We start from the raw sequence: 16,952 nt of genomic DNA on the forward strand, positions 1-16,952 counted from the left end.
TCCAAGGAAGGTGCAGTCATGCGGCAACCGAGTGAAAAAAGAATGAATTGACTTTAAATCACCATTTCTAGTGATATTTAAGTCAGCTGAAATCAGTAATAATTCATAAATATCAAAAAATTGGATCAATTTGATGGGTATTACAGAAACGCTTGTCGATTTTGTAAAACTTGCATCTGAAGAAAAGCATCGTTTTTTTAAAGTGATCTGTGAATTTGATCGGCAAATTTTTCCGGATTCGTGCGAGGAAGAAATTTATAATTTTGTCTATGATCAGGATGCCGTTTCTGTTCTGGTAGTTCATTATTATCATAAAGATACACGGGTGGGGCAAAATATTATTCCTGTGCTTAAGCTTTCTCTGGAGGGACAGCCTATCTTTGTGGTGAGTTACCGGGCGAGTATTTTACCGGCTTATCGTAAAGGCAACAGAACCCTTAAAACAGCAATCCGGGTTGCAATCAATCACCGGATTCGACATCCCGCCATTCCATTATGGTTTGTGCCGACCATCATACAGCCTAAAATTTATACTTATTTTGCATCCCGCTCACAACATTTCTTTCCGCGTGTAGGCAAAGAAATTCCTCAACAATATTTAACAGTTCTGTAAAAGATTCAGCAGCGTAAATCTGAAGTGCAAAAACGTCGAGAAGATATTTTTGTCTATCCTCATGTCATGCCCCAAACGACACCCGAACATATTCAACGTCTCAGAAATAAAGCCACCCCGCATAGCAATTTTTTTATGCAGCATGTCCCTGACTATTTTGATGGCATGGGTTTGCTCTGTATCTGCAAATTGGATTTGCAAACGATTTTGGAAACTCTATTTAATTTATTTATAGACCAGAAAGTCTATTAAATTTCCTTCATCATTCACATTTTATACCGATACTGGCGTGGATATAAATCCAGACCCGGTCATTACAATCTGAGCCAGGTCAACCTTAGTAACAGGAATGTAGAATCAACTTAAAGTGCAAGAATTTTAAGATCCGCATATTGCCGGATGAAGTCCGGATTTAAACTGTGGATGTGATCCATAAAGGCCACATTAAAATGTCCGATCGTTTGAGCTTGATCGAATGCCAATTTACCGGCAATGGCAAAATGGGTATGGGCTGCAATCGTCGCGATCATTGGAGAGGTGACAGCGCAATAAGCCGCAATTAAAGCACCCAGGGCACAACCTGTCGCGGTGACTTTGGGCTGCAAATAAGAACCGCCATTGACCTGAATTACGGCATTTAGCTCTTTAGTCAAAATAAAATCAGATTCACCTGAAATGGCAATACAGTCCGCATGTGCTAATAACACTTTGGCCTGATGATAGACATCGGCACTGTCCAAAGTGCTATCCACGCCTTTGGATTCTACCTGGTTGCCTGCAAGAGTACTGATTTCGGAAGCATTACCGCGAATGACTGTGGGATGGTATTGCAGTAACTCATCCACCATGTCCGAGCGCCATTTTAGAATAGGACTATAACCTACTGGGTCGAGCACCCATGGGGTATGGGTACGCTGTGCTGTTTGTGCAGAAATTTGCATGGCCTGCATCTGTTCATGGGTGGGTGTACCCAGATTAATACTGAGTGCAGCGGCAATCGTGGTAAAACTTTCGGCTTCGAACGGATTGTCAATCATGGCTGGCGAGGCACCTGCAGCCAGCAATATATTGGCTGCATAATTCGCTGCAACACTGTTGGTCATGCATTGCACCAAAGGTTGCTGGCTTTGCAGTTGTGTCCAGGCTTCAACAATCTGCTCGACCAATGTTGAAGTTTGATGCATGGGATTATTCCTTAAATTGTACAGGGTGGAGTCGGAGAAACTGGACATATGCTTCACCGTTTAGCGGGTGAAATTCTATTGGGTAAAATAGTGGTCTTGATGCTTACAGGTTCGACAGCAGAGTGTTACATAATTTTCAGCATCATAATCCACGCTAAGTTCGCTGGAGCCACAATACATACAGCGTTTTTGTGAATAAAAGCTCAATCGGGGTTCAATTTTTTTCCATAACTTCCAGATGGGCTGAAAGAAAATACTTTCATCATAGCCCAGAAAGCGGAACAGCAGGATTTCACTCATCTTGCTGAAAGGAATATTGTGTGGACGAGGCAGGGTGGAGGTTTCCCATTTTTCAGTCATGGAACGTTCACGATATTGCTGTAAGGTTTTTTTTAACAGATTGGTATTAATAAAGTTTTCATTGCGTGGCTGCAAGGCTTTTTGCTGATGTAAATATTCTAAAGCGGTTTGTACCAGATAGTAGATCTGACCCACCGCCAGAGAATCCATCAGGCGATAGCAGAACGTTTGAAAGCTGTTATTTCCGGCAATCTGGATGCCCCAGGTACGACAGTAAAACTGGGCGAACTGAATAATTTCCTGATACAGCAGCAGATAAAGCGCATTTTTGACTTCATCGGCGTTCTTGAAGGGTACGCCCAAGCTTAGATTTTCATAAAACCAGTTTCTGAGTTGCTGGGTAATGCTAAACAGACTCGGTTCCGAATAACCGTCCAAACGCACATTGACATAGTACTGACTGGCTTCGGAGGCAAAATCTTTGGTAATCAGGATCTGTTCTTTTACCAGTTGCTTGATCAAATAATTCTGGAACAGGTAATTCGGTGTAAGGGAATGATATTTAATATTTTCCCAATCTATATATTCATGATGCGTAGTATATTCCTGCACCTGATTATCCAGAATACTGAGTAAAAACAATTTATTTAAAAAACTGATTTGATCCAGCCGGTATTCAACAGCATCTTTTTCTTTAGACTTGAGTTGACGCTGTTCCTGAAGGCGTGTTTCGGCCAGCATTTTTTTACGCTTGGCCAGACAGGTGTCGCAGTGGCAGTTGCCGCGACCGTCCTGAAACAGGCGATGATGGCAGTGACTGCATTCATGAAAATTCGTTGCCTGATCGTACTGCTCAGCTTCTATCCAGAACATGGATGCCTGACATAAAGGGCATGATGTACTTTCATCGAGCTGTTTTTGCAGAATTTGAAGAAGCATGGAAGGAATCGATCACAAGTCGGGTTAATCATTGCACCGATTATACACCTGTCTTTTGCCGTGACGTGATGGAATTGTGCTGAATGGAAAATAATTCGCTAGGCACGGCGAGCCACACAGTATGGAGCTGAAAAAAATAGCCTAAGTTTTACAATGCATTGAGATATGTGGAGATGAAGACCAGATCTTTCATCTCCACCATGACACAATAAAGATAGGGTTGAGTCAGAAGGATGGGGGTTGAATCAGTAGGCAATTTTCCGGTTAATAAGAGGCAGGGCAAGGCAGCGACTCATCCTCCTCGCCTAGCTGCTTTGCATTAATCAAGGCCTGAACTTTTTTGGACGGAATTTTTCTGCTTCCTAGAGCATCGTAATTGTTTAAAATTGCGCAAATGTCCGCCGATTGCATCGGAATACCTTCACAGCTCAGAAACATGGCAATTACTTTGTGATCAATTCCGGCAGCATCCAGCTTTTGCATGGTTTTGATATTTTCGACGCGAACAATATGGTCTTTTAAATACATAATACACCTCTTCTGGTTTTGCTTTAATTTTATAGTGCGCTTTACACAGATGAATACAAGCAAAAAACGTGCTCAAAATGTAGTCATCTTGAAAATTAGTGTCAATTTGGGTTAAGTCTTTTATCTAATCTGAAAAATTTAAAGTTATACAAATATATATGCAAAAAGCACTATCTCGACCTTCGAAGGTATAGCTGGAAAGTAAGGGCATACACAATGCTGATGTGTAGCATGTGCTTCATTTATGCACCTTAAGTCATCAATAAGGACATTAATCGTACCAATGTGCGCAATTTGAATTGAAAACTGAAAGGAACATGCCCATATATGACTTAAATCAATGGCACAGACAGATTGCGAAAGTTGTCGTATGATCGAAGCATTTCACAACAACAAAGTCTTGGCTTAAGAACGACAGGATTAGGACATTATATGAATATCGCGGCAAACCCGGTGGTTGAAGCAGACCAAACAGTTTATTTAAAAGACTATCAAAAACCTTCTTTTTTGGTGGATTCAATCAATCTGGATATTCAGGTATATAGCGATCATACCCAGGTCAATGCAAACCTGGTGATGAAGCGTCAGACTGCCGGAGATTTGGTGCTGCTGGGTCGTGATCTGGAATTAAAATCCATTAGCTTAAATGGCAAGCTGCTGACTGCAGCGGATTATAGCCTCGATTCAGAACAACTGGTGATTGCCAGTGCACCAGATCAAGTCATTCTGGAAACGGAAGTCGTTATTCACCCGGAAAGCAATACCCAGCTGGAAGGTCTGTATCAGGCAGGTGACGACTTGTTTGTAACGCAAAACGAGCCTGAAGGCTTCCGTAAAATTACCTTCTATCCAGACCGTCCGGATGTGCTGTCTGTATTTACCACACGTGTCGAAGCTGATAAAAAATTTCCGGTACTGTTAGCCAACGGTAACCTGATGGAAGCGGGCGAGGCTGGTGAAGGCCGCCACTATACCATCTGGCAGGATCCGACCAAAAAACCAAGTTATTTATTTGCCTGCGTGATTGGTGATTTGGCGGTACTGAAAGATTCCTATGTGACCTCTGAAGGCCGTAACGTTTCGCTGGAAATTTATGCCGAAGAAAAAGATATTCCAAAATGTCACATTGCCATGGAAGCACTGAAACATTCCATGCAATGGGATGAGGAACATTATGGTCGTCCCTATGACCTGGACAATTATATGATTGTGGCAACCTCTGCATTTAACATGGGTGCCATGGAAAATAAAGGCCTGAATATCTTCAATACTTCATGCGTGCTTGCCGATGAGGAATATACGACTGATGCAGCAATCATGCGGGTACAGTCGGTAATTGCACATGAATATTTCCATAACTGGACCGGTAACCGGATTACTTGCCGCGACTGGTTCCAGTTGTGCCTGAAAGAAGGTTTGACCGTATTCCGTGACCAGTCTTTCTCGGAAGATTTACAGTCCGCGGCAGTACAACGTATTGATGATGTTGCTGTACTCAAAGCCCACCAGTTCCCTGAAGATTCCGGTCCGTTATCGCATCCGCCACGTCCAGATCACTTTGTAGAAATTAACAACTTCTATACCGCAACGGTGTACGAAAAAGGTGCGGAAATTAACCGTATGATGTCGACCTTACTTGGCAATGAAAAATTCCGTCAAGGCACAGACGAATACTTCCGCCGTCATGACGGCCAGGCGGTAACGGTTGAAGACTGGGTGTCTGCATTGACAGCCGGTTCGGGTGTCGATTTATCTGCATTCCTGATCTGGTACAACCAGCCGGGTACGCCAAAACTGCAAGCCACAGGCGAGTACGATGCTGCAACTCAAACCTATCGCTTAAGCTTTAAACAGAGTTTAAAAGCGAATGCAAAATATCCAAACCTGAAAGCGGTTCCTATCCCGGTCGCTTTAGCACTGTTTAATGCGGAAACAGGTGAGCAATATACGCTGCAATCTGAAGCGCTGTTTGAAAATGGCGTAAAAGATGGGGTGTATTTATTTGATCAAAATGAGGCAACTATTGAATTTAGCGGCCTAACGGCAAAACCCGTGGTTTCATTGCTGCGTAATTTCTCGGCACCGGTCAATCTTGAATTCAACTATTCAGACGAAGAACTGGCTTTCTTGATGCAATATGAAACCAATGGTTTCAACCAGTGGCAGGCCACTCAAACCCTGCTGGAACGTATTTTGCTGGAAGGTCATGATGCTGGCATTTATATTCAGGCCATGAAAAATACTTTGCCTGAAGTCATTGAGAAAGACCCATTATTGGCTTCACGTTTGTTTGATGTACCGACCGAAGGCTATTTGGGTAGCCGTATCGATACCGATTATCAACCTGCCAAAATTCAGGAACAGCGTAATGCTTTGCTGGACACATTGGCACGTGAACTGGGTGCATTCTGCAAAGAGACTTATCTGGACTTAGACCCGGATAATCAACGTGAATTTTCTCAGGCGATGGGTGTGCGTGCGCTCAGAAACATCATGCTGGGTATGATGGCTCGTCAGGGTGATGCCTATGCCTTTGACCTCGCTTATGAGCAGTATCATACCGGTAACATGTCGGAACGTTTGGGTGCGCTTAAAGTTCTGGTCTGGAATGATGCGCCACAAGCCGAGGAAGTCTTGGCAGACTTCTACAGTTGCTTTGAAGATGAAGCCTTGTCGCTAGATCAATGGTTTATGGTTCAGGCAGCGCATCCAAAAGCAAATGCAGAAACCATCAAATATCTGACTTCACATCCGGACTACGATTTGGGCAATCCTAACCGTATTCGTTCGGTCAGTGGCGGTTTAAATGCCAATCCGGTCAATACCTGGAGTTTTGGTGTTCAGCACTACATTGATCTGGCCAAATATCTGGATGAGAAAAACCCGATTGTCGGTTCACGTTTATTACAAGTGCTTTCTCGCTGGTATACCTTGGCTGAACCACAGCGCAGTGAAGTCAAAACAGCACTTGAGGCCTTAAAACCACAAGTGAAATCGAAAAACGTTTCTGAAACTTTAAACAGTATGTTGAGTATCTAAGCGAGCCTTGATTGAATCATGAAAAGCCTTTTCTTGGTGCAAACCGGGAAAAGGCTTTTTTGTTGATATTTCAAACATTGTAAGGGCTGAAAATGCTGCTTATGTTTAGATTGACTTAATTCAATCCTGTCACAGTAAGACATAATTCATATTGTATAATTATTTTAAAAGTGTCGAATAAATCACTGTTATGGCTTAAAATAGCCAGGTCAAAGCTCATCTTAAGGTGAGCTTTTATCATTTAACAGACTGTGATTGCATTAGCCTGTCATTTTACTAAATAGACTGGAGATTGGTTTTGTTAGTTAAAATTGAAGATGGTTTTTACCTAAATTCTCAGCATATCATTGCAATTCGGGTTTCAAAAAATGCGGCTGACGGAAATTTTGCTGTGCTGATTGAATATACACCGAACAATATTCAGGCAATGGGGAGTTATCAAAAAAACTTTACCAGCAAACTTGAGGCAGAAATTTATCTGCAGAACTTGCATCAGCATATTTCCAAAACATAAATTTTGTTGTGGCTATATTTAATGTTGATTCAAGATGGCTTCTTTGGCAAATATAACCCAGACTGTTCACCAGCTTGAGATCAAGTATATGGATGTCAGCAGAAGCCAATGATAGACGTGCCTATATAAAAAAGTCCCTGATTGCAAGGACTTTTTTATGGTTCAGACTTTCATAATCAGTACGGGAATTGGAGACTGGGTCAAGACTTCTTGAGCCACACTTCCCAGCACTAATTTTTTAAATCCGGTACGACCATGTGAGCCCATAATAATGAGATCGGCACCCACTTCATCGGCAACCTGCATAATACCTTCAGCAGGTGATACACCGCGAACGATTTTAGTATCGACTGCAATGCCATCACGAATGAAAGATTGCTTGATTTCTGCCAGGTTTAACTGTGCATTTTTTTCAGCTTCGATAAAGTAATCGGTAATTGCCGGTGCGACCTTATAAAAATCAACGCCCACAAAAGGATCAACAGCAATCACGCTGGTAATGGTGACCTGGCAATTTAAAGGCTTGGCTAAAGCCAGTGCCTGTTCAACAGCTGCATAAGAAATAGGGGATTCATCTACTGGAACCAAAATATGTTTATAAGTCATGAAATTTCCTTATGAATATAGCTGAATAGATAAAAGTACGAATGATTTATAGCCAGTTTGGATAATCATGTCATGAAAACAGGAAACCAAAATGAGCCCTGGATTTTTTTAAGGGCTCATTTTTTTTAACTTATTCTTTTACCACTAAAACAGGAAGCTTGGTGGTTTTTAAAACATCCTGAGCAAAGCTGCCCATGAGGAATTTTTGAAAACCTTTACGCCCATGGGAACCCATCACAATCAGGTCGGTTTTCAATTTTTCAGCCGTTTCAAGAATGCCTTCTTCCGAGATGTTGCCTTTAATGATTTGCGGGGTTGCAATCACGCCATACTCAGCGGCAATCGCTTTGGCTTTTTCCAATGCTTTTTCGGCATTGGCATAAGCCTGAACAAAGTATTCTTTCATGATAGGAGATGGATAATAGAAATCTGCTTCAGAAAATGGGTCTTCAGTAACCAGGCTGATCAGTGTTAATTGACTGGAAAACGCTTTGGCAATTTGAGCTGCATTTTTAACCGCAGAGAAAGAAATCTCAGAACCATCAACAGGAACTAAAATATTTTGATAAGACATAAGAATGATTCCTTAGAGTTTATTATGTAGCTATTATTTATAGATAGCATATTGTGTCGGATTGATCAATTTACTCTGTGAAAAATGTTTTAAAATTCATTAAATTATATAAAAATCATAAATATAAGTGTGTTCTGCTTTGCATTTAAAACCGACTCAAAAACTCGATATTAAAACCAGTATTTTCAAATGTTTAAACAATCTTTAAAATGCTTGAAAATATAATGATTCCTTTTAGATTCTGAGGGGAAGTTGATAGGGCAAACTGTGTATCCCAAATCCTTTAGTCTAAGTTTATGTTTCATTGCTGCACTCTCCAGTAGTGCTTGCCAGAATATACAAAGCAATAGCAAGGTCATTGCCAGTGTGTTTAATGCATCGACCAATGTGCAAAAAAAGTTTATTGACCGGCATGCTCCTGAAGTGTTGGTGCAAACCAACATTGCCTATCTGCAAAATCCGGCACTGCATCTGGATATTTACCAACCGCATGATATTGCAGCGTTGGGAATTCGGCCTACAGTGGTGTGGATTCATGGCGGTGGCTGGATTTCAGGCTCTAAAGAACATGCTCGAGGCTACTTTAAACGATTGGCTGACCAAGGTTATAACGTGGTTTCAGTCGAATACCAATTTGCGCCGCAAATGATTTATCCTGAGCAGCTCTTGCAAATTAATCAGGCATTAAAATTTATTAGCGAGCATGCCAAGATTTACCATATTGATGCCCGGCGCATGTATTTGGCGGGCGATTCGGCAGGCGCCAATTTAGCCAGCCATTATGCCGCTTTAATCAGTAATCCAGATTTTTCCCGGCAGTCTGCCATTACACCGTTTATTCAACGGGAGCAAATTAAAGGCTTGATCCTGCATTGTGGTATTTATGATCTGAATGCCTTCATTAATACTGCTCCGGATAAAGTGAAACTCATCGAATGGGGCATCGTTAATCTGGTCCAGGCTTATACGGGCAATAAAAAGGATGATGCGGATTTTTTAAAAAGTATTTCTCCCATTCAATATTTAACCGTGAATTATCCTCCGGTATTCATTAGTGGAGGAAATAAAGACTTTTTGACCCAGACCCAGTCGGTACCTTTTGTAAATGCTTTGCTTCGCCAGAAAATACCGGTAACCGAGGTTTTTTATCCGGAATCTAAAGAGTTTCTAGTGCATGAGTATCAGTTTATGATGGGTAAAAAGGCCAGTCAGCAGACTTTTCAGCAAACAATCCAGTTTATACAAAAATATAGTGCTTCTGCTTTATTGTCTAATTTCTAGGTCATTCAATATCTCAAAGACTGGAAAGGACTTAATCTCGGTAAGATAGCCTTATAAAGACAGATTGAGGAAGAGATGAGCTGAATGCTATTTTATAGGCTATCCCTTACTGGGTGTGGTCATTATTTCAGAAGTGGCCGGTTCAATTTTTCTGTTCCGTCAGAACCTGGGTTTCCCGCTATTTGGGGAATGCTTATGATTACTACGGGCGTGATGATTATGAATGTCTTTTCTAAATCCATCAGGCATGGCTTAAGCAGAATTTTTAAAAATCATCACGATCCTGCATGTGAAGCGTATGGCTATACATCTTATCCCGCATAACCCTGTGCTGGATTATGAATGGTCCAGTAGCGGGTTATTTTCAGGATTTTGCGACTTTAAACTTGAATATGATGGATACGGCAATACCAAAAATTAACCCCCAGAATGCTGAACCTATGCCAAAAAACTGGATTCCAGAAGCGCTGAATAAAAAAGTTAATAATGCAGCTTCGCGTTCAGCAGGCTGATGAAAAGCAAGTGCAATGTTGTGTCCAATGGTCCCGAATAAAGCAATACCTGCTAGTGCGGTGATAAACACGCCAGGGAATGACATTAAAAGACTGGTCAGCGTTGCCGCAAACAAACCCATCAGGATATAAAAAAAGCCGCAGCTTATTCCGGCAATGTAGCGCTTTTTCGTGTCGGGGTGTGCCTGATCATCCAGGCTGATTGCAGCACTGATTGCGGCAATATTTACGGAAAAACATCCGAACGGTGCCAAAACACTTTGCGCCGTACCTGTCCAGCCAATCAGCTGGTTGATATTTGGTTCATAGCCATAACTCTTGATCATGGCCAGACCTGGTAAATATTGGGATGCCATATTAATGACGAATAAAGGCAGGGCTAAACCCAAAGTGGCCGACCAGCTAAATTCAGGCGTTGTCCATACCGGCTGGGCTAAACTAAATTGAATGTTTGCTGGATGGAACTGCATGAATATGGGGCACAGCAGCAGTCCGGCAATCACCGTAATGACGATGCTATAACGCGGTGACAGGCATTTAGACAGAATATAGACGGTTAATAATGAAAGGATGAATCCCCAATCATTTTGCATGCTGGCAAAAAGCGCAATGCCGAATTTGAGCAGTACCCCCGCTAACATGGCACTGGTTAAGCTCTGGGGAATATAGGATAACACGCGCTGAAAAATACCAGAAAAACCTAATATGGCACTGAGCAAACCGCAAACCAGAAATGCACCGATGGCTTCCTGCAAGCTATAACCACTGCCGGTGGCTAAAATAAGCGCCAGTCCAGCAGTAGACCATGAGGTGGCAACCGGATATTTAAATTTCCAGGAGAGAATCAAACCTGACAGCCCAATTCCTAAGCCCAATGCCCAGAACCAAGATGTGATTTGTTCAGTAGATGCGCCCAGTAATTGGGCCGATTGAATCACCAATACCGATGAAACACTGATCCCAACCAGAAAAGTAATAAAACCTGCAAATACCGCAGGGACGGAAAAGTCTTCTAGAAATTTTTGCATAAATCCTTTGCTGTGATCATCTTATAATGATGAAAAGTGTACTAATCATACGCCTTTCATTTTTAGCCGAAAAGCCATCATCGCCATAATTTATATGCTGTTGATAAGTTTAATTTGCTTTGATGCGCCTAAAAATTACAAGGTTGAGGTGGCAAGCTTAATACCAAAACCACAAAATAACAGCCCCACAGCTGCTACACATGAGGCTGTCACTTTATAACGGGAAGTAAAATAAGACGCCAGTTTTACACCAGAAAAAATCAGAATGGTTAAATAGCTCATGCTAATGATCTGCAAGATCACTGCTAGTGCAGTAAAGGTAACTGCCGGATAAGCATAAGCCGGATCGACAAACTGCACAAAAAAAGACAAATAAAAGAGAATGGCTTTGGGGTTTAAAATACTGATGGTCAGCGCAGTTTTAAAGGGTTGCAGCTGTTCAATATTTTCTTTTACTGTTGCTATCTGGGCATTTGAAGGCAGTGCATTCCAGCTGTGATATGCAGCAATCAGTAATTTTATGCCTAAATAACTTAAATAAATTGCACCAATAATCTTCAGTAAGGTAAATACCCAGGAGAAAGCATGTAGTAATGAGGCTGCACCCAATGCCGTCAGTAGAATTAAAATCAGGTCGCCGGTATAGACACCGAAAGCACTTTTATAGCCGGCTTTTATTCCGAAACGCGAAGCGATGGACATCACATACAGTGAATTTGGGCCGGGTAGCAATACAATTAGGGTGGTGCCAATAATATAGGTGCTAAGATCGGTTATGCCGAACAAAATAAACTCTCAAATCATAAAAAAAGCCGACCTGTTCACTATAACAAAATCGGCTTTTTTTAGGGGAAGATATGAGTCAATTAAGCTTTAATTTCAGCATCCAGGCCAAAAGACTGGCGCAATAAAGTACTTAACTGCTCACGTGCCTTAATAAATCCGTCAATGCCGCTTTGTAAGAGTTGTGAAGACATTAAGTCTTTTTCAATCTGGGCTTTAAAACTTTCTTTGCTTAAAGGCTCAACCTGATGCTGGCAATGCGCCTGAGCATGATCGCTGGAAAGCTGGGCCACCACTTCACGCTGATCCTGTTCCAGTTCTGCCAAAAGGTTTGGAGAAACAGTGAGCAGGTCACAACCCGCCAATCCCAGTACCTGATCGATACTGCGGAAACTTGCACCCATCACTTCTGTTTGAATGCAATGCTGTTTATAGAAATGGTAAATCTGTTTGACTGAAAGTACACCCGGGTCTTTCTCAATCGGATAATGATCGACATTTTCTGCTTTTTTGTACCAGTCCAGAATACGGCCAACAAAAGGGGAAATAAGGGTGACGTTGGCATCCGCACAGGCTTGGGCCTGGTGCAAGCCGAATAACAGTGTCAAGTTGCAATGAATCCCTTCAGCCTCAAGGGCTTTTGCTGCCTGAATGCCTTCCCAGGTAGAAGCAATTTTAATCAGGATACGGTTCTGATCGATACCGTAGGTTTTATATAATTCCAGCAGCTCTTTGGCTTTGGCAATGGTGGCTTCAGTATCGTAAGAGAGGGCTGCATCCACTTCAGTAGAAACACGTCCTTGAATCAGTTTTAGAATTTCCACACCAAACTTGACCGTCAGGATATCGATGGTACGCTCGACCAGAAGATCGCCGTTATAACCTTCAGATTTCGCCTGTTCATAGGCAGCTTCAATCAGTTCCTTATTTTCGGGCTGATTTGCCGCAGCTGTAATGAGCGAAGGATTGGTGGTTGCATCAAGCGGGCGAAATTTTTCGATCGCGGAAAAATCGCTACTGTCGGCAACAATGGTGGTGAGGTTTTTTAATTGATCTAAAGCTGATTGAGTCATTGTCGTGTGGTTCTTAAAGTTATTTCCCGTTTATTTGTTATATCACAATCTACTGTTATCCAAAGTAAAAAGCGCGTATAAGGCCTGTCTATTTTATGTTTTTTCTTGAATTTCGGATGTGATTAATCAAAAAATGAGCAGCTGCGCCAAGCTGGCTTTCGCGACTCCAGACCAGGTCGACAAAATATTCAAATTTCGGAGTGAAATCCAGAAAGTTAAGAATCTTAAGTTGCTGTTGAATATGTGGATTTTGGTTTAACATTTCTAAAGGTAAAACACCCCATCCCAGACCTTGCTGAATCATGGCACAAGCAGATAAATGGTTATCTGTACGCCAGTAGCTTTTTGAAAATAACAGTTCCGGTTTGATGCTGCGGTCGCGACTTGCCACCACAATTTGCCGGCTTTGCAAAATTTGCTCATAGCTCACTTGTTCAAATCCGGCTAATGGAGAGTTGATCGCTGCAACAGGCACCAAGGCTTCACGTTTAAGTTCGACAAACTGTTCACGCGCTTCCAGCTGTTCACGTTCAAACATGAGTGCCAATTGCGCAGTCTGGTTGAGCAGCATTTTTAATGCATCTTCCTGTGGCGCGGAAAAAATGTTGATTTGCAGTTCAGGAAACTGTTTTTCCAGCAGTGAAATATAGTCAATCCATTGTGTATGCAGCAGTTCAGAAACCACCACAATATTTAAGGCAGATTCCAGACCTTGACTCAGGGCAAAAGCCTGCTGTTTCCACTGGTTAATTTCAATCAAGAGTTGTTCGGTTTTTTCATATAAGGTCAGGGCTTGGGGTGTGGGAACTGGCTCACGACCAATACGTGTAAAAAGCGATAAATTGAGGTCAATTTCCAGATTGGCAATCGACATGCTGACCGCCGAAGGCACTTTGCCGAGCTTTCTGGCCGCGGCAGAAAATGAGCCGCTTTCAATCACGGTCTTAAAAATGATCAGCTGTTCCTGATTAATATTCATTTATCAAAACTTTTGAAAGAATCTAATTCGATTGATCAATATTATCAAAATAAAATGCTTTCATCTAAATGAACGAGTTTTAAAATGTTGATGTCCAAAAGAAGGATAATCCATGCATTGAGTTATGAAATAATCCTGCTGGTGATCATTGCGATTGCGTTGAGCTTTATTTTTGATATGCCTATGGAAGTGACCGGTACGCTAGGCATTGCAATGGCCGTGACTTCAGTGATTTGGAATATGGTTTTTAATCATTTTTTTGAAAAGTTTGAAGCCAAACGTCAACTGAAAAGAACAGTTGGGGTGCGTATTCTACATGCCATTGGTTTTGAAGGTGGCTTGATGCTGGCGACCATTCCCATGGTAGCTTATGCCTTGGAGATGTCAATTTGGCAAGCGATTTTGACGGATTTCAGCATGACCTTGTGTATTTTGATATACACATTTATTTTCCAATGGTGTTATGACGCTATAGAAAATCATTTAGAGATAAATCGTACCTATCAAGCATGAGTTAAAAATCAATTAATATTTTGATTTCTTTTTTAAGAAAAGATTTTTATCTTTCAACGTACATTCCTTAACCTAAAACTGACAGTTTACTGCAATTACGATGGCTTGATCTCCTTTATATTAAAATCTGCACTGCTTAAATATGTGAAAAGTGCATAATTTTTTACCAGCTGTTTTAAACCTGATTTTAAAAGCATGATAAAAGGATAAGACCAATATGAATGATAATTTTGATCGTGACGTTGTAAAAAACCTTCCTAAAGATGCTCGAGATGATTTAAATGCAGATCCAATTACAGGTGAACCTGGCGCACATCCGGTTGGAACAGGTGTAGGTGCAGTAGGTGGTGCAACAGCAGGGGCAGCGGTTGGAGCAATCGGTGGTCCAGTTGGAGCCTTGGTGGGGGGTGCGGTAGGTGCTGTAGTCGGTGGTTTGGCAGGTAAAGGTGCTGCTGAAGCAGTAAATCCGACAGAAGAAGAAGCCTATTGGCGAGAAACCGCACCTAGCACACCGTATTATACAGAAACACTTACCACCTATTCAGACCTTGACTATGAGCGCGATTATGAAAATGCCTATAGAATTGGTTATGAAAACCGTCCTCACTATGACGCAAGCACACGTTTTGAAGATGTGGAAAGTGAGCTAAAAATTAAATGGGATCATGAAAAAGGATTGTCGCGTTTAACCTGGAGTGAGGCGAGAATTGCAGTTAAAGAAGCTTGGGATCGTGCTACGCGATAAAATTTAAAGTTTCATCAATCAAAAAAATTAAAGAACCCTCAGAAGTTAAACTTTCTGAGGGTTCTTTGTCTACAAAGTGAAAGCAGCCAGATTATTTTTCAATAATCGCTGTTACACCTTGACCACCCGCAGCACAGATCGATACAAGCACACGGCCTGAACCTTTCTGGTTAAGCAGTTTGGCAGCAGTTGCAATGATACGGCCGCCAGTAGCTGCAAATGGGTGACCCGCTGCTAAAGATGAACCTTTAACATTTAATTTAGAACGGTCAATTGAACCCAGTGGAGCATCCAGGCCTAAACGCTCTTTACAGAATTTAGGATCTTCCCAGGCTTTCAATGTAGAAAGCACCTGTGATGCGAATGCTTCATGAATTTCATAGTAGTCGAAATCCTGAAGTTTAAGACCAGCACGTTCAAGCATACGCGGAACCGCATAAGCAGGAGCCATCAACAAGCCTTCTTTTTTCTCTACAAAATCTACTGCTGCAGTTTCCTGGAAAGTCAGGTAAGCGAGAACTTCGTGGCCATTGGCTTTAGCCCATTCTTCAGAAGCCAAGAGTACACATGATGCACCATCAGTGAGTGGAGTTGAGTTACCCGCAGTCATGGTACGTGCATCGCCTTTACCAAATGCCGGTTTAAGTTTTGCAAGTTTTTCTACAGATGAATCAGCACGTAAGTTGTTGTCACGTTCTAAACCGAGGAATGGCGTGATCAGGTCATCGAAGAAACCTTCTTCGTACGCAGCCGCCATTTTTTGATGTGACGATGCAGCCAGTTCATCTTGGGCTTCGCGTGAAATGCCCCATTCAAGTGTGGTAATCGCCTGATGGTCACCCATAGACAGACCGGTACGCGGCTCACCATTTTTAGGGGCATCCATCAAGTCTTTCACATTGATTTTGGTTAACGCTTTTAAACGGTCTTTCGCAGTTTTTGCGATGTTAAGCTCCAGTAACGCTTTACGTAAACCATCACCGAAAGCAATTGGCGCATCAGAAGTTGTATCTACACCACCGGCAATACCCACTTCAATTTGACCCAGCGCAATTTTGTTGGCCACCAGGAAAGCAGCTTGTAAACCCGTACCACATGCTTGCTGAATATCGTAAGCAGGTGTTTCTGGGGCAAGTTCAGTATTTAACACGCATTCACGGGTCATGTTAAAGTCACGGCTGTGTTTTAAAACCGCACCGGCAACGACTTCGCCTAAACGTTGACCCTGTAAATTGAAACGCTCAATCAGACCATTTAATGCTGCAGTAAACATGTCGCTGTTAGAAGCAGTAAAGTAAGCGCCGTTTGAACGGGCGAAAGGAATACGGTTACCACCAATAATAGCAACGCGGCGAACTGTGTTTTGGCTCATGGTTTTATCCTGTTGAACAGACGTTTGAAGTGTAGATTCAGGTGTTGTTTTCGTTGAAGCTGTAGTTTTACTACGTGCAGATGTGGAACGGGTACGGGTCGTTTTAGTCGTATTGTTTGCTGGCTTGGCTGCAGTGCCAGAAGTTTTACTTGTACGCGCGGTACTTTTTGATGGTTTTGACACAGTTTCCGTAGCAGAATTTTCGACTGCCGGATTTTCTTGAGTTGTTTTGCTCATCAGGCTTTTCCAAGCATTTTACAGTATTCTTGTCCAGTACATTAACACAATCTAAAAACAGCTGAATTGACTAAAATGACATTCGGCAAAGCATTCAGGTCAAGACATCCATGATTTAACTCAAGTATGATT

At 42.0% G+C, this 16,952-nt stretch carries 17 protein-coding genes; 7 read left to right on the top strand and 10 right to left on the bottom strand.

Annotated elements, in window-relative coordinates; genetic code table 11:
- Positions 1-133: 133 nt before the first annotated feature.
- Both ACPUEY_RS01190 and ACPUEY_RS01195 read left to right on the top strand, forming a co-directional pair.
- Entirely contained in the window at positions 134-613 is a 480-nt protein-coding gene (locus tag ACPUEY_RS01190; RefSeq protein WP_425120837.1) for a hypothetical protein, read from the top strand.
- A 24-nt stretch (positions 614-637) separates the two neighbouring features.
- On the top strand, positions 638-865 hold the full coding sequence (locus ACPUEY_RS01195; RefSeq protein WP_425120838.1) for a hypothetical protein: 228 nt from the start codon (positions 638-640) through the stop codon (positions 863-865).
- 110 nt (positions 866-975) lie between these two features.
- Here ACPUEY_RS01195 and thiM read toward each other — a convergent pair whose 3' ends face one another.
- The 3 genes from thiM to ACPUEY_RS01210 form a co-directional block, all read right to left on the bottom strand.
- Positions 976-1,797, bottom strand: coding sequence for a hydroxyethylthiazole kinase (gene thiM, locus ACPUEY_RS01200; RefSeq protein ID WP_425120839.1), 822 nt, complete (start codon positions 1,795-1,797; stop codon positions 976-978).
- A 75-nt stretch (positions 1,798-1,872) separates the two neighbouring features.
- Complete coding sequence (locus ACPUEY_RS01205; RefSeq protein ID WP_425120840.1) at positions 1,873-3,036, bottom strand: hypothetical protein; 1,164 nt, start codon at positions 3,034-3,036, stop codon at positions 1,873-1,875.
- 264 nt (positions 3,037-3,300) lie between these two features.
- Positions 3,301-3,564 carry a hypothetical protein gene (locus ACPUEY_RS01210; protein ID WP_425120841.1) on the bottom strand — a complete coding sequence of 88 codons (264 nt, stop codon included), beginning with the start codon at positions 3,562-3,564 and terminating at the stop codon, positions 3,301-3,303.
- Between the two features lie 432 nt (positions 3,565-3,996).
- Between ACPUEY_RS01210 and pepN the strand changes: the two genes are divergently transcribed.
- Both pepN and ACPUEY_RS01220 read left to right on the top strand, forming a co-directional pair.
- On the top strand, positions 3,997-6,603 hold the full coding sequence (pepN, locus tag ACPUEY_RS01215) for an aminopeptidase N (protein ID WP_425120842.1): 2,607 nt from the start codon (positions 3,997-3,999) through the stop codon (positions 6,601-6,603).
- Positions 6,604-6,901: 298 nt separating this feature from the next.
- Complete coding sequence (locus ACPUEY_RS01220) at positions 6,902-7,117, top strand: hypothetical protein (protein ID WP_092818331.1); 216 nt, start codon at positions 6,902-6,904, stop codon at positions 7,115-7,117.
- Positions 7,118-7,279: 162 nt separating this feature from the next.
- On the opposite strand, the gene ACPUEY_RS01225 is transcribed toward ACPUEY_RS01220, so the two are convergent.
- Together ACPUEY_RS01225 and ACPUEY_RS01230 are read right to left on the bottom strand one after the other, a co-directional pair.
- Complete coding sequence (locus ACPUEY_RS01225; protein WP_131274561.1) at positions 7,280-7,723, bottom strand: universal stress protein; 444 nt, start codon at positions 7,721-7,723, stop codon at positions 7,280-7,282.
- A gap of 130 nt (positions 7,724-7,853) precedes the next feature.
- Positions 7,854-8,297 carry a universal stress protein gene (locus tag ACPUEY_RS01230; RefSeq protein WP_092818329.1) on the bottom strand — a complete coding sequence of 148 codons (444 nt, stop codon included), beginning with the start codon at positions 8,295-8,297 and terminating at the stop codon, positions 7,854-7,856.
- A 267-nt stretch (positions 8,298-8,564) separates the two neighbouring features.
- On the opposite strand from ACPUEY_RS01230, the gene ACPUEY_RS01235 reads away from it, so the two are divergent.
- A complete protein-coding gene (locus ACPUEY_RS01235; protein ID WP_425120843.1) occupies positions 8,565-9,578 on the top strand; it encodes an alpha/beta hydrolase in 1,014 nt (337 codons plus the stop codon).
- Positions 9,579-9,942: 364 nt separating this feature from the next.
- On the opposite strand, the gene ACPUEY_RS01240 is transcribed toward ACPUEY_RS01235, so the two are convergent.
- From ACPUEY_RS01240 to ACPUEY_RS01255, 4 genes are all read right to left on the bottom strand, one after another.
- Entirely contained in the window at positions 9,943-11,118 is a 1,176-nt protein-coding gene (locus ACPUEY_RS01240) for a benzoate/H(+) symporter BenE family transporter (RefSeq protein WP_425120844.1), read from the bottom strand.
- Between the two features lie 135 nt (positions 11,119-11,253).
- The gene (leuE, locus tag ACPUEY_RS01245; protein ID WP_425120845.1) at positions 11,254-11,904 is read right to left on the bottom strand and encodes a leucine efflux protein LeuE; all 651 of its coding nucleotides are present in this window, start codon (positions 11,902-11,904) and stop codon (positions 11,254-11,256) included.
- Positions 11,905-11,984: 80 nt separating this feature from the next.
- A complete protein-coding gene (gene tal, locus ACPUEY_RS01250; protein WP_092818325.1) occupies positions 11,985-12,974 on the bottom strand; it encodes a transaldolase in 990 nt (329 codons plus the stop codon).
- 88 nt (positions 12,975-13,062) lie between these two features.
- Positions 13,063-13,953 (bottom strand): LysR family transcriptional regulator, encoded by an 891-nt coding sequence (locus ACPUEY_RS01255; RefSeq protein ID WP_425120846.1) that lies wholly within the window; start codon positions 13,951-13,953, stop codon positions 13,063-13,065.
- Between the two features lie 84 nt (positions 13,954-14,037).
- On the opposite strand from ACPUEY_RS01255, the gene aceI reads away from it, so the two are divergent.
- A complete protein-coding gene (gene aceI / locus ACPUEY_RS01260) occupies positions 14,038-14,466 on the top strand; it encodes a chlorhexidine efflux PACE transporter AceI (protein ID WP_261181430.1) in 429 nt (142 codons plus the stop codon).
- Positions 14,467-14,683: 217 nt separating this feature from the next.
- Positions 14,684-15,211, top strand: a complete 528-nt coding sequence (locus tag ACPUEY_RS01265) for a hypothetical protein (RefSeq protein WP_425120847.1) — start codon at positions 14,684-14,686, stop codon at positions 15,209-15,211.
- 91 nt (positions 15,212-15,302) lie between these two features.
- On the opposite strand, the gene ACPUEY_RS01270 is transcribed toward ACPUEY_RS01265, so the two are convergent.
- A complete protein-coding gene (locus ACPUEY_RS01270) occupies positions 15,303-16,820 on the bottom strand; it encodes an acetyl-CoA C-acetyltransferase (RefSeq protein WP_425120848.1) in 1,518 nt (505 codons plus the stop codon).
- Between the last annotated feature and the right edge of the window lie 132 nt (positions 16,821-16,952).

The organism is Acinetobacter sp. G11, from assembly GCF_049808495.1.
In the GTDB taxonomy this organism is placed as follows: domain Bacteria; phylum Pseudomonadota; class Gammaproteobacteria; order Pseudomonadales; family Moraxellaceae; genus Acinetobacter; species Acinetobacter kookii.

Excerpts from the sequence above, each read along its gene's own strand:
- ACPUEY_RS01190 (WP_425120837.1), top strand. The coding sequence starts at position 134 with ATGGGTATTACAGAAACGCTTGTCGATTTTGTAAAACTTGCATCTGAA.
- thiM (WP_425120839.1), bottom strand. The coding sequence starts at position 1,797 with ATGCATCAAACTTCAACATTGGTCGAGCAGATTGTTGAAGCCTGGACA.
- ACPUEY_RS01205 (WP_425120840.1), bottom strand. The coding sequence starts at position 3,036 with ATGCTTCTTCAAATTCTGCAAAAACAGCTCGATGAAAGTACATCATGC.
- ACPUEY_RS01210 (WP_425120841.1), bottom strand. The coding sequence starts at position 3,564 with ATGTATTTAAAAGACCATATTGTTCGCGTCGAAAATATCAAAACCATG.
- pepN (WP_425120842.1), top strand. The coding sequence starts at position 3,997 with ATGAATATCGCGGCAAACCCGGTGGTTGAAGCAGACCAAACAGTTTAT.
- ACPUEY_RS01225 (WP_131274561.1), bottom strand. The coding sequence starts at position 7,723 with ATGACTTATAAACATATTTTGGTTCCAGTAGATGAATCCCCTATTTCT.
- ACPUEY_RS01230 (WP_092818329.1), bottom strand. The coding sequence starts at position 8,297 with ATGTCTTATCAAAATATTTTAGTTCCTGTTGATGGTTCTGAGATTTCT.
- ACPUEY_RS01240 (WP_425120844.1), bottom strand. The coding sequence starts at position 11,118 with ATGCAAAAATTTCTAGAAGACTTTTCCGTCCCTGCGGTATTTGCAGGT.
- tal (WP_092818325.1), bottom strand. The coding sequence starts at position 12,974 with ATGACTCAATCAGCTTTAGATCAATTAAAAAACCTCACCACCATTGTT.
- ACPUEY_RS01255 (WP_425120846.1), bottom strand. The coding sequence starts at position 13,953 with ATGAATATTAATCAGGAACAGCTGATCATTTTTAAGACCGTGATTGAA.
- aceI (WP_261181430.1), top strand. The coding sequence starts at position 14,038 with ATGTTGATGTCCAAAAGAAGGATAATCCATGCATTGAGTTATGAAATA.
- ACPUEY_RS01265 (WP_425120847.1), top strand. The coding sequence starts at position 14,684 with ATGAATGATAATTTTGATCGTGACGTTGTAAAAAACCTTCCTAAAGAT.
- ACPUEY_RS01270 (WP_425120848.1), bottom strand. The coding sequence starts at position 16,820 with ATGAGCAAAACAACTCAAGAAAATCCGGCAGTCGAAAATTCTGCTACG.